Origin of the sequence: Brevibacterium sp. BRM-1 (assembly GCF_026802075.1) — a bacterium.
Taxonomy (GTDB): Bacteria; Actinomycetota; Actinomycetes; order Actinomycetales; family Brevibacteriaceae; genus Brevibacterium; species Brevibacterium rongguiense.
Genome location: NZ_CP113788.1, coordinates 2105059 through 2121421, shown reverse-complemented (window position 1 = coordinate 2121421; position 16363 = coordinate 2105059). Strand labels below are relative to the sequence as shown.

At 74.6% G+C, this 16363-nt stretch carries 17 protein-coding genes; 7 read left to right on the top strand and 10 right to left on the bottom strand.

From position 1 onward, the window contains the following. Window positions 1–7: 7 nt before the first annotated feature. The 3 genes from BRM1_RS09280 to BRM1_RS09270 all read right to left on the bottom strand — a co-directional run bounded on the left by BRM1_RS09280 (window position 8) and on the right by BRM1_RS09270 (window position 2431). Window positions 8–409 carry a hypothetical protein gene (locus BRM1_RS09280; RefSeq protein WP_268525406.1) on the bottom strand — a complete coding sequence of 134 codons (402 nt, stop codon included), beginning with the start codon at window positions 407–409 and terminating at the stop codon, window positions 8–10. Continuing rightward, entirely contained in the window at window positions 406–1554 is a 1149-nt protein-coding gene (locus BRM1_RS09275) for a serine hydrolase domain-containing protein (protein ID WP_268525404.1), read from the bottom strand. Before BRM1_RS09275 ends, BRM1_RS09280 begins: the two co-directional genes overlap by 4 nt. A 160-nt stretch (window positions 1555–1714) precedes the next feature. Next, window positions 1715–2431, bottom strand: a complete 717-nt coding sequence (locus BRM1_RS09270; protein WP_268525402.1) for an ArsR/SmtB family transcription factor — start codon at window positions 2429–2431, stop codon at window positions 1715–1717. Between the two features lie 65 nt (window positions 2432–2496). Here BRM1_RS09270 and BRM1_RS09265 point away from each other — a divergent pair, with 65 nt between their 5' ends. Continuing rightward, window positions 2497–2928: an acyl-CoA thioesterase gene (locus BRM1_RS09265; RefSeq protein WP_202410823.1), complete on the top strand. Its 432-nt coding sequence runs from the start codon at window positions 2497–2499 to the stop codon at window positions 2926–2928. A 4-nt stretch (window positions 2929–2932) separates the two neighbouring features. Here BRM1_RS09265 and BRM1_RS09260 read toward each other — a convergent pair whose 3' ends face one another. Further along, complete coding sequence (locus BRM1_RS09260; RefSeq protein ID WP_160952780.1) at window positions 2933–3604, bottom strand: hypothetical protein; 672 nt, start codon at window positions 3602–3604, stop codon at window positions 2933–2935. 123 nt (window positions 3605–3727) lie between these two features. Between BRM1_RS09260 and BRM1_RS09255 the strand changes: the two genes are divergently transcribed. The 3 genes from BRM1_RS09255 (at window position 3728) to BRM1_RS09245 (ending at window position 7505) form a co-directional block, all read left to right on the top strand. Then, window positions 3728–4336 carry a hypothetical protein gene (locus tag BRM1_RS09255; protein ID WP_268525399.1) on the top strand — a complete coding sequence of 203 codons (609 nt, stop codon included), beginning with the start codon at window positions 3728–3730 and terminating at the stop codon, window positions 4334–4336. Continuing rightward, window positions 4333–6987, top strand: coding sequence for a trehalose-phosphatase (gene otsB, locus BRM1_RS09250; protein ID WP_268525397.1), 2655 nt, complete (start codon window positions 4333–4335; stop codon window positions 6985–6987). Before BRM1_RS09255 ends, otsB begins: the two co-directional genes overlap by 4 nt. A 95-nt stretch (window positions 6988–7082) precedes the next feature. Continuing rightward, window positions 7083–7505: a hypothetical protein gene (locus BRM1_RS09245; RefSeq protein WP_268525394.1), complete on the top strand. Its 423-nt coding sequence runs from the start codon at window positions 7083–7085 to the stop codon at window positions 7503–7505. A gap of 36 nt (window positions 7506–7541) precedes the next feature. Here BRM1_RS09245 and BRM1_RS09240 read toward each other — a convergent pair whose 3' ends face one another. The 3 genes from BRM1_RS09240 to BRM1_RS09230 are packed head-to-tail and all read right to left on the bottom strand — an operon-like array spanning window position 7542 to window position 10422. After that, a complete protein-coding gene (locus tag BRM1_RS09240) occupies window positions 7542–8864 on the bottom strand; it encodes a sensor histidine kinase (RefSeq protein WP_268525392.1) in 1323 nt (440 codons plus the stop codon). A gap of 9 nt (window positions 8865–8873) precedes the next feature. Further along, a complete protein-coding gene (locus tag BRM1_RS09235; RefSeq protein ID WP_160952785.1) occupies window positions 8874–9758 on the bottom strand; it encodes a response regulator transcription factor in 885 nt (294 codons plus the stop codon). A 13-nt stretch (window positions 9759–9771) separates the two neighbouring features. Continuing rightward, window positions 9772–10422, bottom strand: coding sequence for a hypothetical protein (locus tag BRM1_RS09230; RefSeq protein WP_268525389.1), 651 nt, complete (start codon window positions 10420–10422; stop codon window positions 9772–9774). Window positions 10423–10448: 26 nt separating this feature from the next. On the opposite strand from BRM1_RS09230, the gene BRM1_RS09225 reads away from it, so the two are divergent. Further along, on the top strand, window positions 10449–10742 hold the full coding sequence (locus tag BRM1_RS09225; protein ID WP_268525388.1) for a hypothetical protein: 294 nt from the start codon (window positions 10449–10451) through the stop codon (window positions 10740–10742). Window positions 10743–10799: 57 nt separating this feature from the next. Here the strand turns inward: BRM1_RS09225 and BRM1_RS09220 are convergent, their stop codons facing one another. The 3 genes from BRM1_RS09220 to BRM1_RS09210 form a co-directional block, all read right to left on the bottom strand. Further along, window positions 10800–12980, bottom strand: coding sequence for a heavy metal translocating P-type ATPase (locus BRM1_RS09220; RefSeq protein ID WP_268525386.1), 2181 nt, complete (start codon window positions 12978–12980; stop codon window positions 10800–10802). Then, entirely contained in the window at window positions 12980–13192 is a 213-nt protein-coding gene (locus BRM1_RS09215; protein ID WP_160952788.1) for a heavy-metal-associated domain-containing protein, read from the bottom strand. The genes BRM1_RS09220 and BRM1_RS09215 overlap by 1 nt, the downstream gene beginning before the upstream one ends. An 89-nt stretch (window positions 13193–13281) precedes the next feature. Beyond that, window positions 13282–13521, bottom strand: a complete 240-nt coding sequence (locus tag BRM1_RS09210) for a metal-sensitive transcriptional regulator (RefSeq protein ID WP_268529796.1) — start codon at window positions 13519–13521, stop codon at window positions 13282–13284. 382 nt (window positions 13522–13903) lie between these two features. Here BRM1_RS09210 and BRM1_RS09205 point away from each other — a divergent pair, with 382 nt between their 5' ends. Both BRM1_RS09205 and BRM1_RS09200 read left to right on the top strand, forming a co-directional pair. Next, window positions 13904–15535 carry a sensor histidine kinase gene (locus BRM1_RS09205; protein WP_268525383.1) on the top strand — a complete coding sequence of 544 codons (1632 nt, stop codon included), beginning with the start codon at window positions 13904–13906 and terminating at the stop codon, window positions 15533–15535. Between the two features lie 7 nt (window positions 15536–15542). Further along, the gene (locus tag BRM1_RS09200) at window positions 15543–16331 is read left to right on the top strand and encodes a response regulator (protein WP_268525381.1); all 789 of its coding nucleotides are present in this window, start codon (window positions 15543–15545) and stop codon (window positions 16329–16331) included. Window positions 16332–16363: the final 32 nt, after the last annotated feature.

The window sequence follows — 16363 nt, the reverse complement described above, 5'->3', positions numbered from 1 at the left end:
GCGCCCCTCAGCGCAGCACGAGCGGCGCCGCGATGGCGCAGACGGCGACCGCGAGGATGAGCAGGTCGAGCGCCAGCGCCCAGCCCTGCGAGCGTCGGGCCCGCACGGCGCGGGCGTCCCCAGCTTGAAGTGCGACCGCGTCGACCGCGCACGCGTACGGCCACAGGGCGCACACGGCCCACACGAGGAACCCGAGGCCCAGGATGCCCACCGCCCAGACCGGGGCCAGCCAGGCGGGTAGGGAGAAGAAGGCGAGGATGAGCGCCAGCCAGCCCGCCGCGGACACCGGCAGGCGGGCGAGCTCGAGCCGGCCCAGGGGCCGGCGGGCCAGGGAGGCGGGGTGCAGGCGCAGCAGCGGCCAGGCGGTGGCGACCAGGATGAGCAGGGCGCCCGTGAGTGCGATGATCATGAGTCCGCGCCCTCCTCGCGCAGCGCATCCGCCGCTTCGTCCACGCTGACGGCACTGTCGGTGAGCACGACGAGACCGCGGCCGTGGGCGTCGAACCCGGCCCACGAGCGGTAGCCCCCGGTGGCGCCGTTGTGCCAGGTCAGGCCGTCCGTGTGCATCCAGACGTAGCCGATCTTCGCCCCGTCGTCGGCGTCCGCGCGCTCCTTCGCCGCGGCCGCGCCGGGCGCCGTGCCGTCCGCCATCGCGGCCACCCACAGGGCCATGTCGTGGGCGGTGGAGCGGATGGAGCCGGCCGGCGCCAGTGCCCCCAGCGTCCAGGGGCCCGCGGGCAGCCCCGCGGCTGTGTAGCCGTGGGGGCTGCCCGCCGGCAGGTCGGCCGGCCGCATGGGAACGGTCGTCTCGGTCATCCCGAGGGGTTCCAGCAGCCGCGCCCGCACGAGCGCCGGGTAGTCCGTGTGCGCCGCGCGGGCCACGGCCTGGCCCAGGAGCGCGACGCCCAGGTTCGAATAGGCGTAGTGGCCCGGGTCCGGCTGCGTCTGCGCGGCGTGTGCGAGCACTCCCGCGAGGTCCTTCGTGCAGGGGTCGAGGCGGGCCAGGGTGCGCGGCAGCTGCCCGAGGGGGGCCGCGTCCGCGCGGCGGGGGAACCCGGTCTGCTGCTCGGCCAGCTGCTCGAGGGTGAGCTCTCCCGCGGGCGCATCGCGCAGCTCGGGGAAGATGCTGCCGAGGCGCTGGGCGGCCCGCACCTCGCCCCGGCGGACCGCATCGGCGAAGAGGGCGGCGGTGAACGTCTTCGTGACCGAGCCGATCTCGAACACCGTGTGCTCATCCGCGCCGAAGCCTCCGAACCGGGGGCTGCTGCCGTCCTCCACCAGCGCGAACGCTCCACTGTGGCGGTATCCGGCGGGCAGGGCCGCCTGCACGCTGCGCGCCAGGGACTCGTCGCCCGCGGGCGCGCCGCGGAAGCCGCGCGGCCACGGGAAGGCCAGTGCGCACGCGGCGACGAGGGCCAGGGCGAGGGCCGCCGCGAGCATCCCGCGGCGGCTGCGGAGCAGGGCGCGCAGGCGCGGTGGCGGGGCGGGGCGCTCGAGTGGGGCGGGGCGCTGCGGTGGGCCGGGGGGCTGTGGCGAGGCGGCGGGTGTGGACACCGGTGGGCTCCTTCGGCGGGAGTCGGGCAGAGCGGGCGGCGGAACGGTGTGGGCAGCGGAACGGTGCGGGTCGGAGTGCGGTGCGAGCCGGAGACCTGAGCGCCGGCGTGCGTGCGGGTGGGTGCGGGGGCGTGTGTGCGTTCGTACGAGGAGGGGCGGCTCAGTGGGAGGCGATGAGGATGAGGGCGAGCAGGGCGACGACCCGGTCGCCGGGCACTTCCCAGTGGCCCCGGCGGGGACTGCGCAGCCAGCCGGCGGCCGACAGCTGCCCCAGGTGGTGGTAGACCTGCCCCGAGGTGCCCAGGCCGGGCAGCGCCGCGAGATCCGCGGCCGTGTCCACACCCGCCAGCACCGCCTGCGCGAGGGCGAGCCGCACGGGGTGGGCCAGGGCGCTCAGGCGCTCGGCGGCATCGGCGAAGTCGCCGTCGAGCAGCGCCGCGGTGGGCAGGCCGTACTGCCAGCGCAGCCGCCCGCCCCCGGGCGCGGGGGCGGTGCCGGCGTAGAGCACGACATCCTCGTCCCCGTAGCGCTCCCGCATGCCGTCGAGTACCCAGAAGTCGCCCTCGGGCGGCGCCGCCTCGGCCCCAGCAGGCCCAGCGCCGGCCCCAGCAGCCCCAGCGCCCGCCTCGGCTGCGGTGCTCGCTGCGGCGGCACCGGGCGATGGAGCCAGCCCAGGGGCGCCCGGCTGTCCGGCGGCACCGGACAGCCGGGGTGCACCGGACAACCGGGGTGCACCGGGCAGCCTCGGGGCACTGGACAGCCCAGATGCGCCCGGCAGCGCGGCGAGAAGGCGCTGGAGGGCGCCCTCGAGCGCGTCGATGCGCCGCTCGAGGCGCTCGTGGGGGGCGGGGCTGTCGCTGTCATCCTGATCGGCCATAGACCGATAATAACGTAATTACGTAGAACTAGGGTGCGCTGTCCGGCCGGCGGTAGAGTCGGGGCATGGACAGCGACGAGCGCTTCGAGCAGATGAACTTCCACACCCGCAAGTGGGTGCGCCCGGAGGACCTCAACGCCAACGGCACGCTGTTCGGCGGCAGCCTGCTGCGCTGGATCGACGACGAGGCAGTCGTCTACGCGATGATCCAGCTGGGCAACCAGCGCATCGTCACGAAGTACATCTCCGAGATCAACTTCCTCGCCTCCGCGGTGCAGGGCGACATCATCGAGATCGGGCTGCAGGCCGTGCACTTCGGCCGCACCTCCCTCACCATGCGCTGCGAGGTGCGCAACATCCTCACCGAGCAGATCATCCTCTCGATCGACAAGATCGTCTTCGTGGGCATCGGCGAGGACGGGCGCCCCAAGGAGCACGGCTACTCGACGATCACGTACGAGCGGGACCGCTTCTCCGACGCCATGCGCCGCCGCTGAGGCCTCACAGCGATCCCAGCGCCAGCGCGAGGCCCGCGGCCGCTCCCGCCGCGGCCCCGGCCGCGCTCGTGAGCCGCAGCCCGGCCAGTCGGGCGCGCCACGTCCGGGCCCCCTCCGGCAGGTCGCCGCTGCGGCCACGGGAATCCGCGCGGGCGTCGAAGGCGATGCGCGCCGGGTCCAGCGGGTCCAGGCGCACGGGGATGAGCGCCCCGGCCACCACGCGCTCGGCGTCCACGGCCTCGAGGTGCCAGACGAGCCGCGAGCGCACGGGCGGGGCCGGCCGCGCGCCCCGGGCCTCGGGGCGCGCGCTCACCAGCAGCGCCAGCCGCCACCCGGTGCCGGCGCGGCTGCGCCTGACGGTGCGGACCCGTGCGGAGCCCGGGATTCCCCGCGCCGCGAGCTCGCCGGCCGCGCGGCGCGGGACTTCGACGGTACGTCCGGGGCGGGCGCCCAGGGCCAGGAACCAGGCGGCGGCCAGGGCGAGGACCGGTGGCCAGCCCAGCAGCAGCGGGCGCAGCCCCGCATCGAGCCCGGGCAGCCTGCCCGTCGTGGAGCCGGCGGCGGCAGCGGCTGTGAGGGCGCAGCCCAGCCCCAGGCAGAACCACAGCGCGCAGCGGCCCAGCGGCAACCGGCGCGGGGGCGGCACGGCGGGGGAGCGCGGATGAGCGGCGACCATGGGCCCACGCTAGGGGCGGGCGGGAAACGGGGCGGAACACGGCGGCGACGGGCGCATGAATCCCGGCCGGCGCCCGGGCGGCGGGCCCCGAACCGCGGGCCGGCGATCCTCTAGACTGATCCGGTGACTCCAGCCCACGACACGGCAGCGACCGCTGCCCCCGCCCCGCCGCCGGCGCGCCTGAGCGCGCGCGACGGCGCGTTCATGATCGCCCGGGGCGCCGCCGGCGCCGCGTTCGGGCTGGCGACCGTCTTCTGGCCGCGCGTGCAGCTGGCCAGCGCCGCCCAGCTGGCGATCGGCGTGCGCACCGCCGCGCTCGTCACCCTCGGCTACCTGCTCGTGGCGGGCATCCTCCTGTTCCTCCAGAGCGTGCGCCAGCGCGGCACCGTGCGCCTGGTCCTCCAGTGCGAGGCGATCATCGTGCTGCCGGCCGCGGTCTTCCTGCTGCTGGCCCAGCAGCCGGGCCAGCTGCGCGCCGCCGTGTGCATCTGGGCGCTGCTCCACGGCCTGCTCGAGCTGTGGATGTACCGCGTGCGCCGCGCGGAGCCCATGGCCGCCGACTTCCTCATCTCCGCGGGGCTGCACGTCCTGCTCGCGGTCATCGTGGGCTTCGGCACCCAGATGGCGGCCCTGTCGGTGTTCGGGTTCGCCGGCGCCGCCGTCCTCATCGTCTCCGTCCTCTTCATCGTCGGCGGCGCCACCCGCCGCATGCGCGCCCGGAAAGAAGCATGAACCCAAGCCTGGAGGCCGCCCGGCCCTTCCCCGACTCGTTTGACCCGGCAGCCCCCACCGCGGGACCGCTGGGCGACCTCGCCGTCGCGATGCGCACGCTCGATCCCGCCCTCTTCGAGGCGCTCGTGCAGGTGGCGCGCTCGCCCCGGCTGCTCGTGGCGACGGACTACGACGGCACGATCGCCCCGATCGTCGACCGCCCCACCCACGCCTACCCGCTCGAGCTGTCCGTCGTGTCGATGCGCGCCCTCGCCGCGCTGCGCGACACCTCCACCGCGGTGATCTCCGGGCGCTCCCTGCGCGACCTCGCCGCCATGTCGCGCCTGCCGCGCGAGGTGGCCCTCGTGGGCTCGCACGGCAGCGAGCGCGACACGGACTTCGACGAGACCTTCGACGAGCGCGAGCGGGCGAGCATCGACCGGATCCTCGCGGCCGCCGGTGAGCTCGCCGCGCAGCGCCCGGAGATCCACATCGAGAAGAAGCCCACCGGCGTCGCCGTGCACCTGCGCGGCCTGGCCCCGGAGGCGCGCGCGGATGCCCTGGCCGTCATCGACTCGCTGGCCGGAGTGGACGGGATCGGCGTCCTGTGGGGCAAGGAGGTCGCGGACCTCACCGCCACGGACTCCACGAAGGGCGACGCCCTGCGCGAGCTGCGCGAGCGCGGCGGCGATCCGGCCGTGCTCTACATCGGCGACGACACCTCAGACGAGGCCGCGTTCGTCACGCTCGGCGGCACGGACGTGGGCGTCAGGGTCGCCGAGGACGGTGCGGACGCTCCCACCGCTGCCGCCTACCGCGTGGCGGACCCGGACGCCGTGGCGCTCGTGCTCACCACGATCTTCGAGCTGCGCCGGGCGTGGCTGTTCGGCCGCACCGCCGTGCCGATCCAGCGCCACTCGCTGTTGGCCAACGGCCAGTCCACGGCGCTGGTGGACCCGGAGGGCAGCATCTGCTGGATGCCCCACCCCCTGCCGCACTCCGCCTCGCTGTTCTCCGAGATCCTCGGCTCGGACATCGCCGGTTACTTCTCCGTCACCCCGGCGGCGCTGAGTGGGCGGGCGGCCAAGCCGCTCACGCAGCGCTACCGGGGTGCCTCCACGATCGTCGAGACGCGCTGGGCCGGCCTCACCCTGCTCGACTACCTCGCCCCCGTGGACGAGGACAGCTCGGAGACCGTGCTCGTGCGCGTGCTCACCGGGGACGCGGAGGCCGAGGTGCGCTTCGCCCCCCGCCCCGACTACGGCTCCGCGCCCGTGCGCCTCGAGGCAGACGGGGACACCGTGCGCGTGCTCGGCACCCCCGAGCCCATCGTCCTGCACGCCCCGGGCCTCGAGTTCGAGATCGTCCAGGTCCGCGGCTCCGACACCGCGGTGGCACGGGTGCGGCCCGCGGACTGCGAATCGGGTCACGCCGTGCTCACCCTCGTGTGCGGCGAGTCGGAGGACATCGCCACGCTCACCCAGGGCAACGAACAGGCGGTGCGCGCCCGCGCGGAGGGCTACTGGACGAACTGGGTGGCGAGCCTGCGGCTGCCGGGGCTGCGCCGCGATGAGGTGATCCGCTCCGCGATCACGCTGCGCGCGCTGTGCCACACGCCCACGGGCGGGGTGCTGGCCGCGGCCACCTCCTCGCTGCCGGAGGGGATCGGCGGCATCCGCAACTGGGACTACCGCTACTGCTGGCTGCGCGACGGGTCCATGACGGTGCACACGCTGCTCCAGCTGGGCTCCTCGGCGGAGGCCGAGGGCTTCCTCCAGTGGCTCAGCGGCATCCTCGCCGAGGCCTCCGGGCCCGAGCAGCTCCACCCCCTCTACGCGGTCGACGGCTCCGTGCTCACGACCGAGGCGGTCCTCGAGCACCTGCCCGGCTACGCCGGCTCGCGCCCCGTGCGCGTGGGCAACGCCGCCGAGCACCAGGTCCAGCTCGATGTCTTCGGGCCCGTCACGGAGCTCATCGCGGCGCTGGCCGCCGAGTTCGGCGACCTCAGCGACGAGCACTGGGAGCTGGCCTGCCAGATGGTCATCGCCGTCGAGCGGCGCTGGCGCGAGCCCGATCACGGGATCTGGGAGGCCCGCCGGGAGCCCAAGCACAACGTCTACACGAAGGTCATGTGCTGGGTGACGGTCGACCGCGCGATCCGCCTGGCCGACCGTTTCGGGCGCGAACTGCCCGGCGCCTGGCGCCAGCTGCGCGAGGAGATCGCCGAGGACGTCATCTCCCGCGGCTGGAACGAGGAGGTGGGCGCCTACACGGTTGCCTACGGCGAGGACGACCTCGACTCCGCGTGCCTGTTCGTGGGCCTGTCCGGGCTGCTGGCCCCGGATGACCCGCGCTTCATCGCGACCGTCGACGCCATCGAGCGCGACCTGCGGGTGGGGCCCACGGTCTTCCGCTACCGCTACGAGGACGGGCTGCCCGGCCTGGAGGGCGGCTTCCACATCTGCACGACGTGGCTCATCGAGGCGTTCATCCTCGTGGGCCGCCACGACGATGCGCGCGACCTGTTCGCCCGCCTCACGGACCTCATGGGCCCCACCGGGCTGTTCTCCGAGGAGTACGACCCCGCCTCCGAGGTCCACCTGGGCAACCACCCGCAGGCATACTCCCACCTGGGCTACATCCGGGTGGCCCGGATGCTCGACGCGCTGTAGCGCCGGCCGGGAGCCCGGGAGACCGGGAGACCCGGCGGCGGTGCGGTCGCCGGGTAGGGTGCCGCCATGAGGATCCCGCCCCGCACCCCGCTCTGGTGGCTCGGCATCGCGGTGCCGCTGGCCGGCGCCGCGCTGGCCGCGGGGTTTACCTGTACCTGGGCCCGAGCCCCCGCGACGCCGACGTCGAGCTGCTGGCGCTCGGCGCCGTCCTCCTGCTGCTGCGCACCCTGCCGTTCCTGGCGACGGCCGTGCTCATGGCGCTCGTGCGCACCGGCGGCCCCGCCTGGGCCGGGGGCCTCGCCTACGCCCTGCTGGCGGGGGCGCTCGAGGTGTGGGTCGACGTCTCGGTCCTCACCTCGGACAGCTCCACCGCCGGGATCGGGCTCATCATGGGCCCCGCGCTCAGCGTGTGCCTCGTGGCGCCGGCCGTCGCGATCGTCTGCGCACTCGCCGTCGGCATCCGGCGCCTGCGCCGCCGCCGCGCGCGCAGCCGGGTCGCCCGACAGACGGGCGCCTGACAGGCCGCCGCCTGGTGCGTGGCCGCCGGGTTCGGCTCAGTGCCGGGCGCCGTGCGGGCCCGGCACGGTGTCCGCGGAGGCGGCCGAGGCGGGGCGCGCCTCGGCGGCGGCGCTCGCCTGGTCCGCCGGCGAGGGGAACTCGACGCGCGCCTGCGCCCCGCCGTTCGCGCCGTTGCGGAAGACCAGCCGCATGCCCAGCAGCTTCGCCTGCCCCTGGGCGATGACGAGCCCGAGGCCCATGCCGCCGCCGCCCGCGGAGACGAAGCGGGTGGGCCCGGCGTCGATGATGTCCGCGGGGTAGCCCGCGCCCGCGTCGCTGACCATGACCGCGCCGTTGTCCACGACGATCGAGATCGGATCGGCGCCGTGGCGCACCGCGTTGGTGATGAGGTTGCTCACGATCCGCTCGAAGCGGCGCTGGTCGGTGACGATGACGGCGTCCGGGGCGCGGTAGTCCTCGATCACCACGTGCTCGCCCAGCGCCCCCGAGGCGCGCAGCGTGGTGAGCAGGGACTTCACCGCGCTCACGACGGTGACCGGGCCCATGACGGGCTCCGCGCGCCCGGCGTCCAGGCGCGAGACCTCGAGCAGGTCCTCGACGAGCACCTGGAGCCGGTGCACGCGATCGCGGACGAGCTCGGCCGGCCGCGAGTCCTCCTCGAGGAGGTTCGCAGCGTTGACGAGGCCCGTGAGCGGGGTGCGCATCTCGTGGGCGAGGTCGGCGGTGAAGCGCTGCTCGGAGTCGAGGCGCTCGGCGAGCCGGGCGACGGCGGAGTCGACCGCCTCGGCGAAGGCGGAGACCTCGTCGTCGCCGGCCGCCACGACATCGGAGATCTTCTCGCTCGTGTCACCGGCGGCGATCCGGCGGGCCGTCTGGGCGCCCAGCGTGAGCCGGCGCGAGATCTGCCCCGCCACGAGCGAGCCGATGCCGCCGATCACCACCGCGGAGCCGATCATGCCGTAGAGGATCGCCCGGTCGATGCGCTCGAGGAGCTCCGCTGACTCCTCGGTGGAGGCGCGCACGGAGATGACCGCGGCGTGGGAGCCCACCTGGATGGGTCCGGCGGCCCAGATGACGTTCTTGCCGTCGACCTGCGAGCGGATCGTCACGCTCTGGCCCTTGAGGGCCGCACTGCGCGCCTCCGCGGGCAGCGCCGAGTCGTCGACGCTCGTGTTGAGGGTGAGGACGCCGGTCTCCGCGTAGATCGTCGTGGCATCGGAGAGCTGGTCGGTGACGTTCTCGCGCATCCGGTTGTCCTCCGCGGACGCCGCGGAGTGGCGGACGATGAAGCCGCAGGAGAGCACCGCGATGACGACGGAGGCGACGATGACGATGACGATCTTCCACCGCAGGGACATGCGGGGGCCTCAGCCTGCGAAGCGGTAGCCGAAGCCGCGGACGGTCTCGATCATCCGCGCGCCGATCTTCTTGCGCAGCCGCTGGATGTGGACGTCGACGACGCGGGAGTCGCCGGCCCACTCGTAGCCCCACACGGTGTAGGCGATCTTCTCCCGCGAGTACACGTGGCCCGGCTCCTCCGTGAGCAGGAGGAGGATGCGCAGCTCCGTGGGGGTGAGGTGGACGTCCTCCCCGTCGACGAGCACCGTGAGCCGGGCCGTGTCGAGGGTGAGCGAGCCGAGCTTCGTGCGATGGCCCTCGAGGTCCTGGCCGGCGTGGCCGAAGCCGCCCTGCGGTCCCGCGCTGCTCTCCGGGCGCGCCGGCTGGCTGCCGTGGCCGTGGGAGTCGTACGTCGTGGGGTTCGTCAGGCCGGGGCTGGGGCCAAGCACCTCGGGAATCCCATCGGAGTCGACGGTGCCCCCGGCGCCCAGCTCCGGGGCCTGCGCCGGGGCGCCGATCTCATCGGGGCTGAAGCCCAGCTGGCCGGTGCCGGCGGTGATGAAGCGGCGCACGACCGCGCGGATGCGCGCGTTGAGCACCTGCATGTCGAACGGCTTCGTCAGGTAGTCGTCGGCGCCCGCCTCGAGGGCCTGGACGATGTCGATGGGCTCCGAGCGGGCGGAGATGACAATGATGGGCACCGTCGAGCGCTCCCGGATCGCGCGCGTGATGGAGGCGCCGTTCATGGTGGGCAGCATGAGGTCGAGCAGCACGATGTCCGTGCCGTGGGAGGCGACGAACTCGTAGCCGTCGCGGCCGTCCTCGAACGCGGTGACGGTGTAGCCGAAGCGCTCCAGCGCGATCTGGGTGGTCTCGCGGATGACCTCGTCATCCTCGACCAGCACGATGTGCATCCCTGTCCTCCCCTCAGCCCGTGGTGTCCCGGCTGATCCTCTGCCCCGCCTCGAAGCGCCCGCTGTGGTAACGGTACACGCGCACCGACCACCCGGACGGGCAGCAGCGCGGGTCGCCCTTGCGGTAGAGCGATTCCTGTGCAACGAGCGTCCCGCCCTGGCCGGGGCTGACCGTGAGGTCGTGGCCCGTGACGAAGAGCTTGACCGCCGGCCGGTCGGACTGGTCGGCCACGACGAACGCGGCGAACGGCTGGTCCTCGCTGGGCGCGGTGAGCGCGGCGAGCTGGAACTTCTCGCTGCCGATCCGCAGGGGCGTGCGCAACTCGAGGCAGTCCTCGCACGAGCGCAGCACCTCGCCTGCCTGATCGTATCCTGCCTGGTCGGCCAGCCGGGACTCGGCCAGGATGGCGGTGCGCAGCCGGGCCGCGGAGTACGGGCGGTCGGCGCGCCCCGCCTGGGCGGTGCTCGCGGCCGTGGGCGCCTGGGCGGTCTCCTGCGCCTCGACGCGCAGGTTGTGCTGCCGGGCGGGCTGGCAGCCGCTGAGCGCGCACGCGCAGGCGAGCGCCGTGGCGAGCGCGCGGGCGGCGGCGCGGGCACCGGTGCGGGCGCCGCCGCGGACCGGCGGCCCGGCGCGGGCCGCGGCGCGGGACAGGGGGAGGGGCACGCCCCAAGTGTAGAATGGGCGGCGCTATGAAGGCCTCAGATCACGCGCCGCAGTCGCCGGCGCAGCCCCCGCACCGGCCCCGCCGTTCGCGACAGGTGCCCTACTCCGATGCCCTCGTGCTGGGGATGATCGCCGCCGCGGTGGTGCTCATCAGCACGATCGTCTTCACGCGGGCTTGGCTGTCGCTGGCGGCCATGGGCCTGTGCGGCATCTACACGGTCGCCGCGTTCGTCCTGGTCGCGGGGGTCTCCATGCTCCTCAACCGCCTCATCCGCAACGACGGCGGCGACGAGGAGGAGCAGTACCCGGTCCTGCACTGAGATGTCTGGCTGCATCGAACGGCCGGGCTGCATCGAGCGTCCGGGCCGGTGCGCCCGTCAGCGGAAGCGCAGCAGGCGCAGGCTGTTGAGGACGACGAAGACCGAGCTGAACGCCATCGCCGCCCCCGCGATCATCGGGTTGAGCAGGCCGAGCGCCGCCACCGGCAGCGCCGCCACGTTGTAGGCGAACGCCCAGAACAGGTTGCCCCGGATGAGCCGGACGGTGGCCCGCGAGAGCCGGATGGCCTGCGGGATCTGGCGCGGGTCGCTGCGCATGAGCGTGATGTCCGCGGCCGCGATCGCCGCGTCCGTGCCGCTGCCCATCGCGATCCCCAGGTTCGCCCGCGCGAGCGCCGCGGCGTCGTTGATCCCATCGCCCACCATCGCCGTCTGCCGGCCGGCGGCCTGGAGGGCGGCGATCGCGTCGGACTTGTCTGCCGGCCGGACGTCGGCGCGCACCTCGGCGATGCCCACCTCGGCGGCGACCGCGCGCGCATTGGCCTCGCTGTCGCCGGTGAGCAGGACGGTGGACAGCCCTAGCGCGTGGAGCTGCGCGATGGCCTCGCGGGCCCCCGGCCGCACGGTGTCGGCCACCGCGGCGCTGCCGCGATAGGAGCCGTCGACGGCCACCGCGATCCCGGCCCCGTCCGCCGCGGGGGGCACGTCGACACCCTCCTCGCGCAGCAGCCCGGGCCGGCCGATGAGCACGCGGTGCCCGTCCACCCGGGCGCGGACACCGCCGCCGGGGATCGCGGCGAAGTCACAGACGGCGGCCCGGGCGGTGCCCTCCTGCGGTGCGGCGGCGGCGATGGCCCGCGCGATCGGATGCTCGGACATGGCCTCGGCGGCGGCGGCGAGCCGGAGGTCCGCGGCCGCCAGCGTGGTGCCGGCCACGCGCATCCGCCCCTCGGTGATGGTGCCCGTCTTGTCGAGCACGACGGTGTCGAGCGAGCGGGCGGACTCGAGCGCCTCGGCGCCGGAGACGAGGATGCCCAGCTGCGAGCCGCGCCCGGAGGAGACCGCCAGCGCCGTGGGCGTGGCGAGGCCCAGGGCGCACGGGCACGCGATGACGAGGACGGTGAGGCCGGCGCGCAGGCCCGCAGGCCAGTCGCCCGCGGCGAGCCCCCAGCCGAGCAGGGTCGCCAGGGCGATGGCGAAGACCACGGGGACGAAGACGGCGGAGATCCGGTCGGCCAGGCGCTGCATGCGCGGCTTGCCGGCCTGGGCCCGGGAGACGAGCTGGGCCAGCTGGGCGAGGGTCGAGTCCGCGCCCACGCGCTGGGTGCGCACCGTGAGCGCACCCGTCGTGTTGACGGTGCCGCCCACCACCTGAGCGCCGGGCGCCACGTCGACGGGCACCGGCTCGCCGGTGAGCATCGAGGTGTCGACCGCGGAGGTCCCGGCGACCACCTCGCCGTCGGCGGGAACGGTCTCGCCGGGGCGCACGAGCACGAGGTCGCCCGGGCGCAGCCCGTCGGCCGGGACGTCGACGGGCGCCGCCCCGGGCCGCTCGACGAGATGGGCGCTCTTGGCGCCCAGGCTCAGCAGTTCGCGCAGCGCCTTCGTGGCGCTGCCCTTCGCGCGCTCCTCGATGAGGCGGCCGGCCAGCAGGAACAGCGTGACGGCGTCCGCGGCCTCGAACCACACGTGCTCGGCCGAGCCCAGTGCCACGGTGGCCAGCGAGTAGCCCGTGGAGACGATGATCCCCACGCTCACTAGGGTGTCCATCGTCGAGGAGCCCCCGCGGGCGGCCTTGAAGGCGGCGACGTGGAACGGCCAGGCCGCCCACGTGACGACCGGGAGGCTGAGGAACGCGACGACCCACTGCCAGCCGGCGAAGTGCCACGGCATGACCATCGACAGCACGATGGCGGGCAGGCCGAAGGCGAGCGCGCCGATGAGGCGGGGGCGCAGCGCGCGCGGGTCGTAGTCCTCCACGAGCCCACCGCCGTCCGCGCCGGAGCGCACGGAGGCGCCGTAGCCGGTGCGCTCGACGGTGTCCGTCAGCTGCGCGTCGCTGACCCCGGCCGGCACCCGCACATGGGCCGAATTCAGCGGCAGGCTCACGGTGGCGTGCACCCCGTCGATGCGGTTGAGCTTCTTCTCGATGCGCGCCGAGCAGGCCGCGCAGGTCATCCCGGAGATGTCGAGGTCGACCTCGCGGGCGGGCGACGCGGGCGACGCGGGGGACTGGGCGGACGCGGCGGCCGTGCCGGGGCGGGCGGGGGAGGCGGGCATCAGGCCAGCTCGTATCCCGCCTCGTCGACGGCGGCGGCGACCTGGGCGGCGGCCAGCGGCTGCGCCGCGGTCACGCTCACCCGGCTCCGGCCGCCGGGGACCAGGTCGACGTCGACCGATTCGACGCCGGGCAGCGCGCCCAGCTCCTGGCTCACGGCGCGCACGCAGTGCTCGCAGGTCATGCCGGTGACGGTGTAGTGCTCGGTGCTCATGGCGCTCCTCCTGGTGGGGCCGGTCGGTGGTGGGTCTGAGTGATCGTGGCGCTGCCTAATCGGGAGACTGTGCGATCGGCGGGCTGCGCTCAGCTCTTGATGAGGCGCGCGATCGCGGCGCTCGCCTCGGCGATCTTCGCCTCCCCGGCCTCCGGGGACTCGCGGGCCGCGTCGGCCACGCAGTGGGACATATGGTCGTGGAGGAGTGTCACCCCCACGGCGTGCAGCGCCGCGTTGATCGCGGAGATCTGGGTGAGGACGTCGATGCAGTACGTGTCCTCCTCGATCATCCGGCTCACGCCGCGCACCTGGCCCTCGATGCGCCGCATGCGCTTGGCGAGCGGGTCCTTCTCCGCGGTATAGCCCGGCGGCTGGCTCTCGTCGATCTTCACGCCTCGAATATATACCCCCCAGAGGTATTGTCAACGCCGGCTGCGCGGCCGCCTCCGGCCCACCGAGCCCTGGGCACGCAGCCGGGTCTCGGGGCCCCGGGCTCGCACCCGAACCCCGGGCCGCCCGCGCCGCCGCACCGGCCCCGCGGCTTCGCTAGGCTGTGGGGGCATGGGGGACGGTTCGACATCGAGCGCGGCCGGGCCCGGGCGCACGGGCGCGCCGGGGGCCGCACCCGGCGCTGCCCCGACGCGCCGGCCGGGACCGCGCGGCGGGGCGTCGCCGGCCGGCCCGGGGAGCCGGAGGGCGCACGCCGGGCGGGTGCTGCGCAGCGTGCGCTTCGGCGCCGCGGCGCGGATCATGCTCGCGAACTCGCTCATGCTCATCGGCATCGTGCTGCTGACCACGACGCTGCTCTACATCCAGATCTCGAACGCGGCCACGCGCACGGAGCAGGACGTGCTGCGCGCCTCGGCGGAGGTGATGGCCGGCTCCCGGGCGATCGAGGACCGGGACTCGGACCGGATCGCGGCGCTGTTGGAGAACATCAAGCGCGAGTACCGCCTCGACGAGATCGAGGTGCTCGACGCGGACGAGCTGCAGCCCGGCGTGCGCGAGGGCCGCACCGAGACGAGCTACCGCGGCGGCCCGGAGGGCGGCATGATGTACGCCACCGCGCCCATCCGCAGGGGCGATGAGGTGGTGGGCGGCGTGCGCGCGGGAGTCCACGGTGACGACGTGCGCAGCCTCTTCGCCCCCCAGGGGGCCTGGATCGTGGGCGTGGGGGCGGTGACGCTGGTGCTGGGTGTCACGGCCACCTGGCTGACCTCCCGGGGGCTGAGGCGGGCGACCGGCGACTACGGGACCGCGGAGCTGGGCAACATGATCGGCTACTACCAGTCCGTCCTCCAGTCGGTCAGCGAGGGGCTGCTGCTGTTCGACCGCACGCGTGGCGAGGCGCTGTACAACCGCGAGGCCGCGGAGCTGCTGGGGCTGCCCGAGCAGCGCACGCTGCACACGGTGCCGCTGCAGGACCTGCTCGACGCGCTGCCGGTGGAGCTGCGCGGGTTGCTGTCGTCCGGGGCGTACGCCCGCGACGAGTTCCGCTACACGGACGAGCGCGTGCTCGTCGTCAACCAGCAGCCGGCCGAGGGCGCGGGCGACACGTGGGTGACGACGATGCGCGATCACACCGAGCTCCAGGAGCTCTCCGGCGAGCTCGTGTCCCTCCAGTCGTTCTCCGAATCGCTGCGCTCCCAGACCCACGAGTTCGCCAACCGCATGCACATCATCGCCTCGCTCATCGAGACGGGCCAGGCGCGCGAGGCCCTCGAGTTCGCGACCCGGGAGATGACGCTCATGGACCGCCCGTCGGCGAACATGCTCGCCGGCTTCGACGACCCCGTGGTCTCCGCGCTGCTGCTCACCAAGCTCACCCAGGCGCACGAGGCGGGCATCGAGCTGCGCGTCGACGCGGAGCGGCTCTCCGGCGTGCTGCGCGGGGCCGAGCGGGACCTCGTCACGGTCGTGGGCAATCTGCTCGACAACGCGTTCGACGCGGTCTCGCGCCCCGGCATCGAGCCCGCGCGCCGGCGGGTGTGGCTGAGCGTGAGCGGCTCGGACGCCCAGGGGTTCGAGATCGCGGTGGCCGACGACGGGCCCGGGATCGCCGAGGAGGACATCGACCGCGTGTTCGAGCGCGGCTGGTCGACCAAGCACCTGGGCGTCGGGGCCGACTGCGGGGAGGGCCACGCGCGCGCGGCCTCCCGCGGGGTGGGGCTCTCGATCGTCGTGCAGGCCGTGCGCCGCCTGGGCGGGGCGATCGACGTGCGCGGCGGGCCCGATGAGCCCGGCGACCCGCTGGGCGCCGCCTTCATCGTGTGGCTGCCCGGCGCCGGCCATGGCGAATCCGCAACAGCGCCACCGCGCCGGACGGAGCAGCCCGGTGGATGATGGAGGCATGACCGACAGCAGCGAACCGGGCCCCGGGGGCGGGGCCGCGCGCGGCTGCGCCGACGTGGGCGTGCTCGTCGTCGAGGACGAGGCGATCGCGGCGCAGGCACACGCCGAGTATGTCCGCCGGGTCGACGGCTTCAGCGTGCTCGGCATCGCGAAGAACGCGAGCCAGGCGCTTGCCGCCATGACCGGTCAGATCGCGGGACTCGAGGCCCGGCGCATCGACCTGCTGCTGCTCGACATGAACCTGGGCGACGGCCACGGGGTCACGCTCATGCGGGCGCTGCGCGCGCGCCGGATCCGGGTCGACGTCATCGCCGTGACGGCCTCGCGGGACATGAAGGTGGTGCAGGACGCGCTGTCGCTGGGCGTCGTCCAATACGTCATCAAGCCCTTCACTTTTCCCGTCTTCAAGTCCAAGCTCGAGGCCTATCTGGAATTCCGCCAGCGCTTCGAGCCCAGCCCCGCGGGCGAGGACATGACACAGACGGAGGTCGACGCCGTGCTCGCGGCGCTTGCCGCGGCCCCGCCCAAGCAGGCGCCCAAGGGGGTGCCCGAGGCGATGCACTGCCAGCTCGTCGCCGCCATCGAAGCCGGTGGCGCGCTGTCCGCCGCCGAGGCGGGGGAGACCGTGGGCGTCTCGCGCGTGACCGCGCGCCGCTACCTCGAGTCGATGGCCGATGCCGGGGTGCTCAGCCGGCAGCCGCGCTACGGGGCGGCCGGCCGGCCCGTGCTCGAATACTCGCTGGCCGCGCGCGGCCCGGGCCGCAGCCCCGGCGCGGCGCCCGCGTAGCCGGGCGGGTGCGGTGCGCTCGCTTGGGCGGG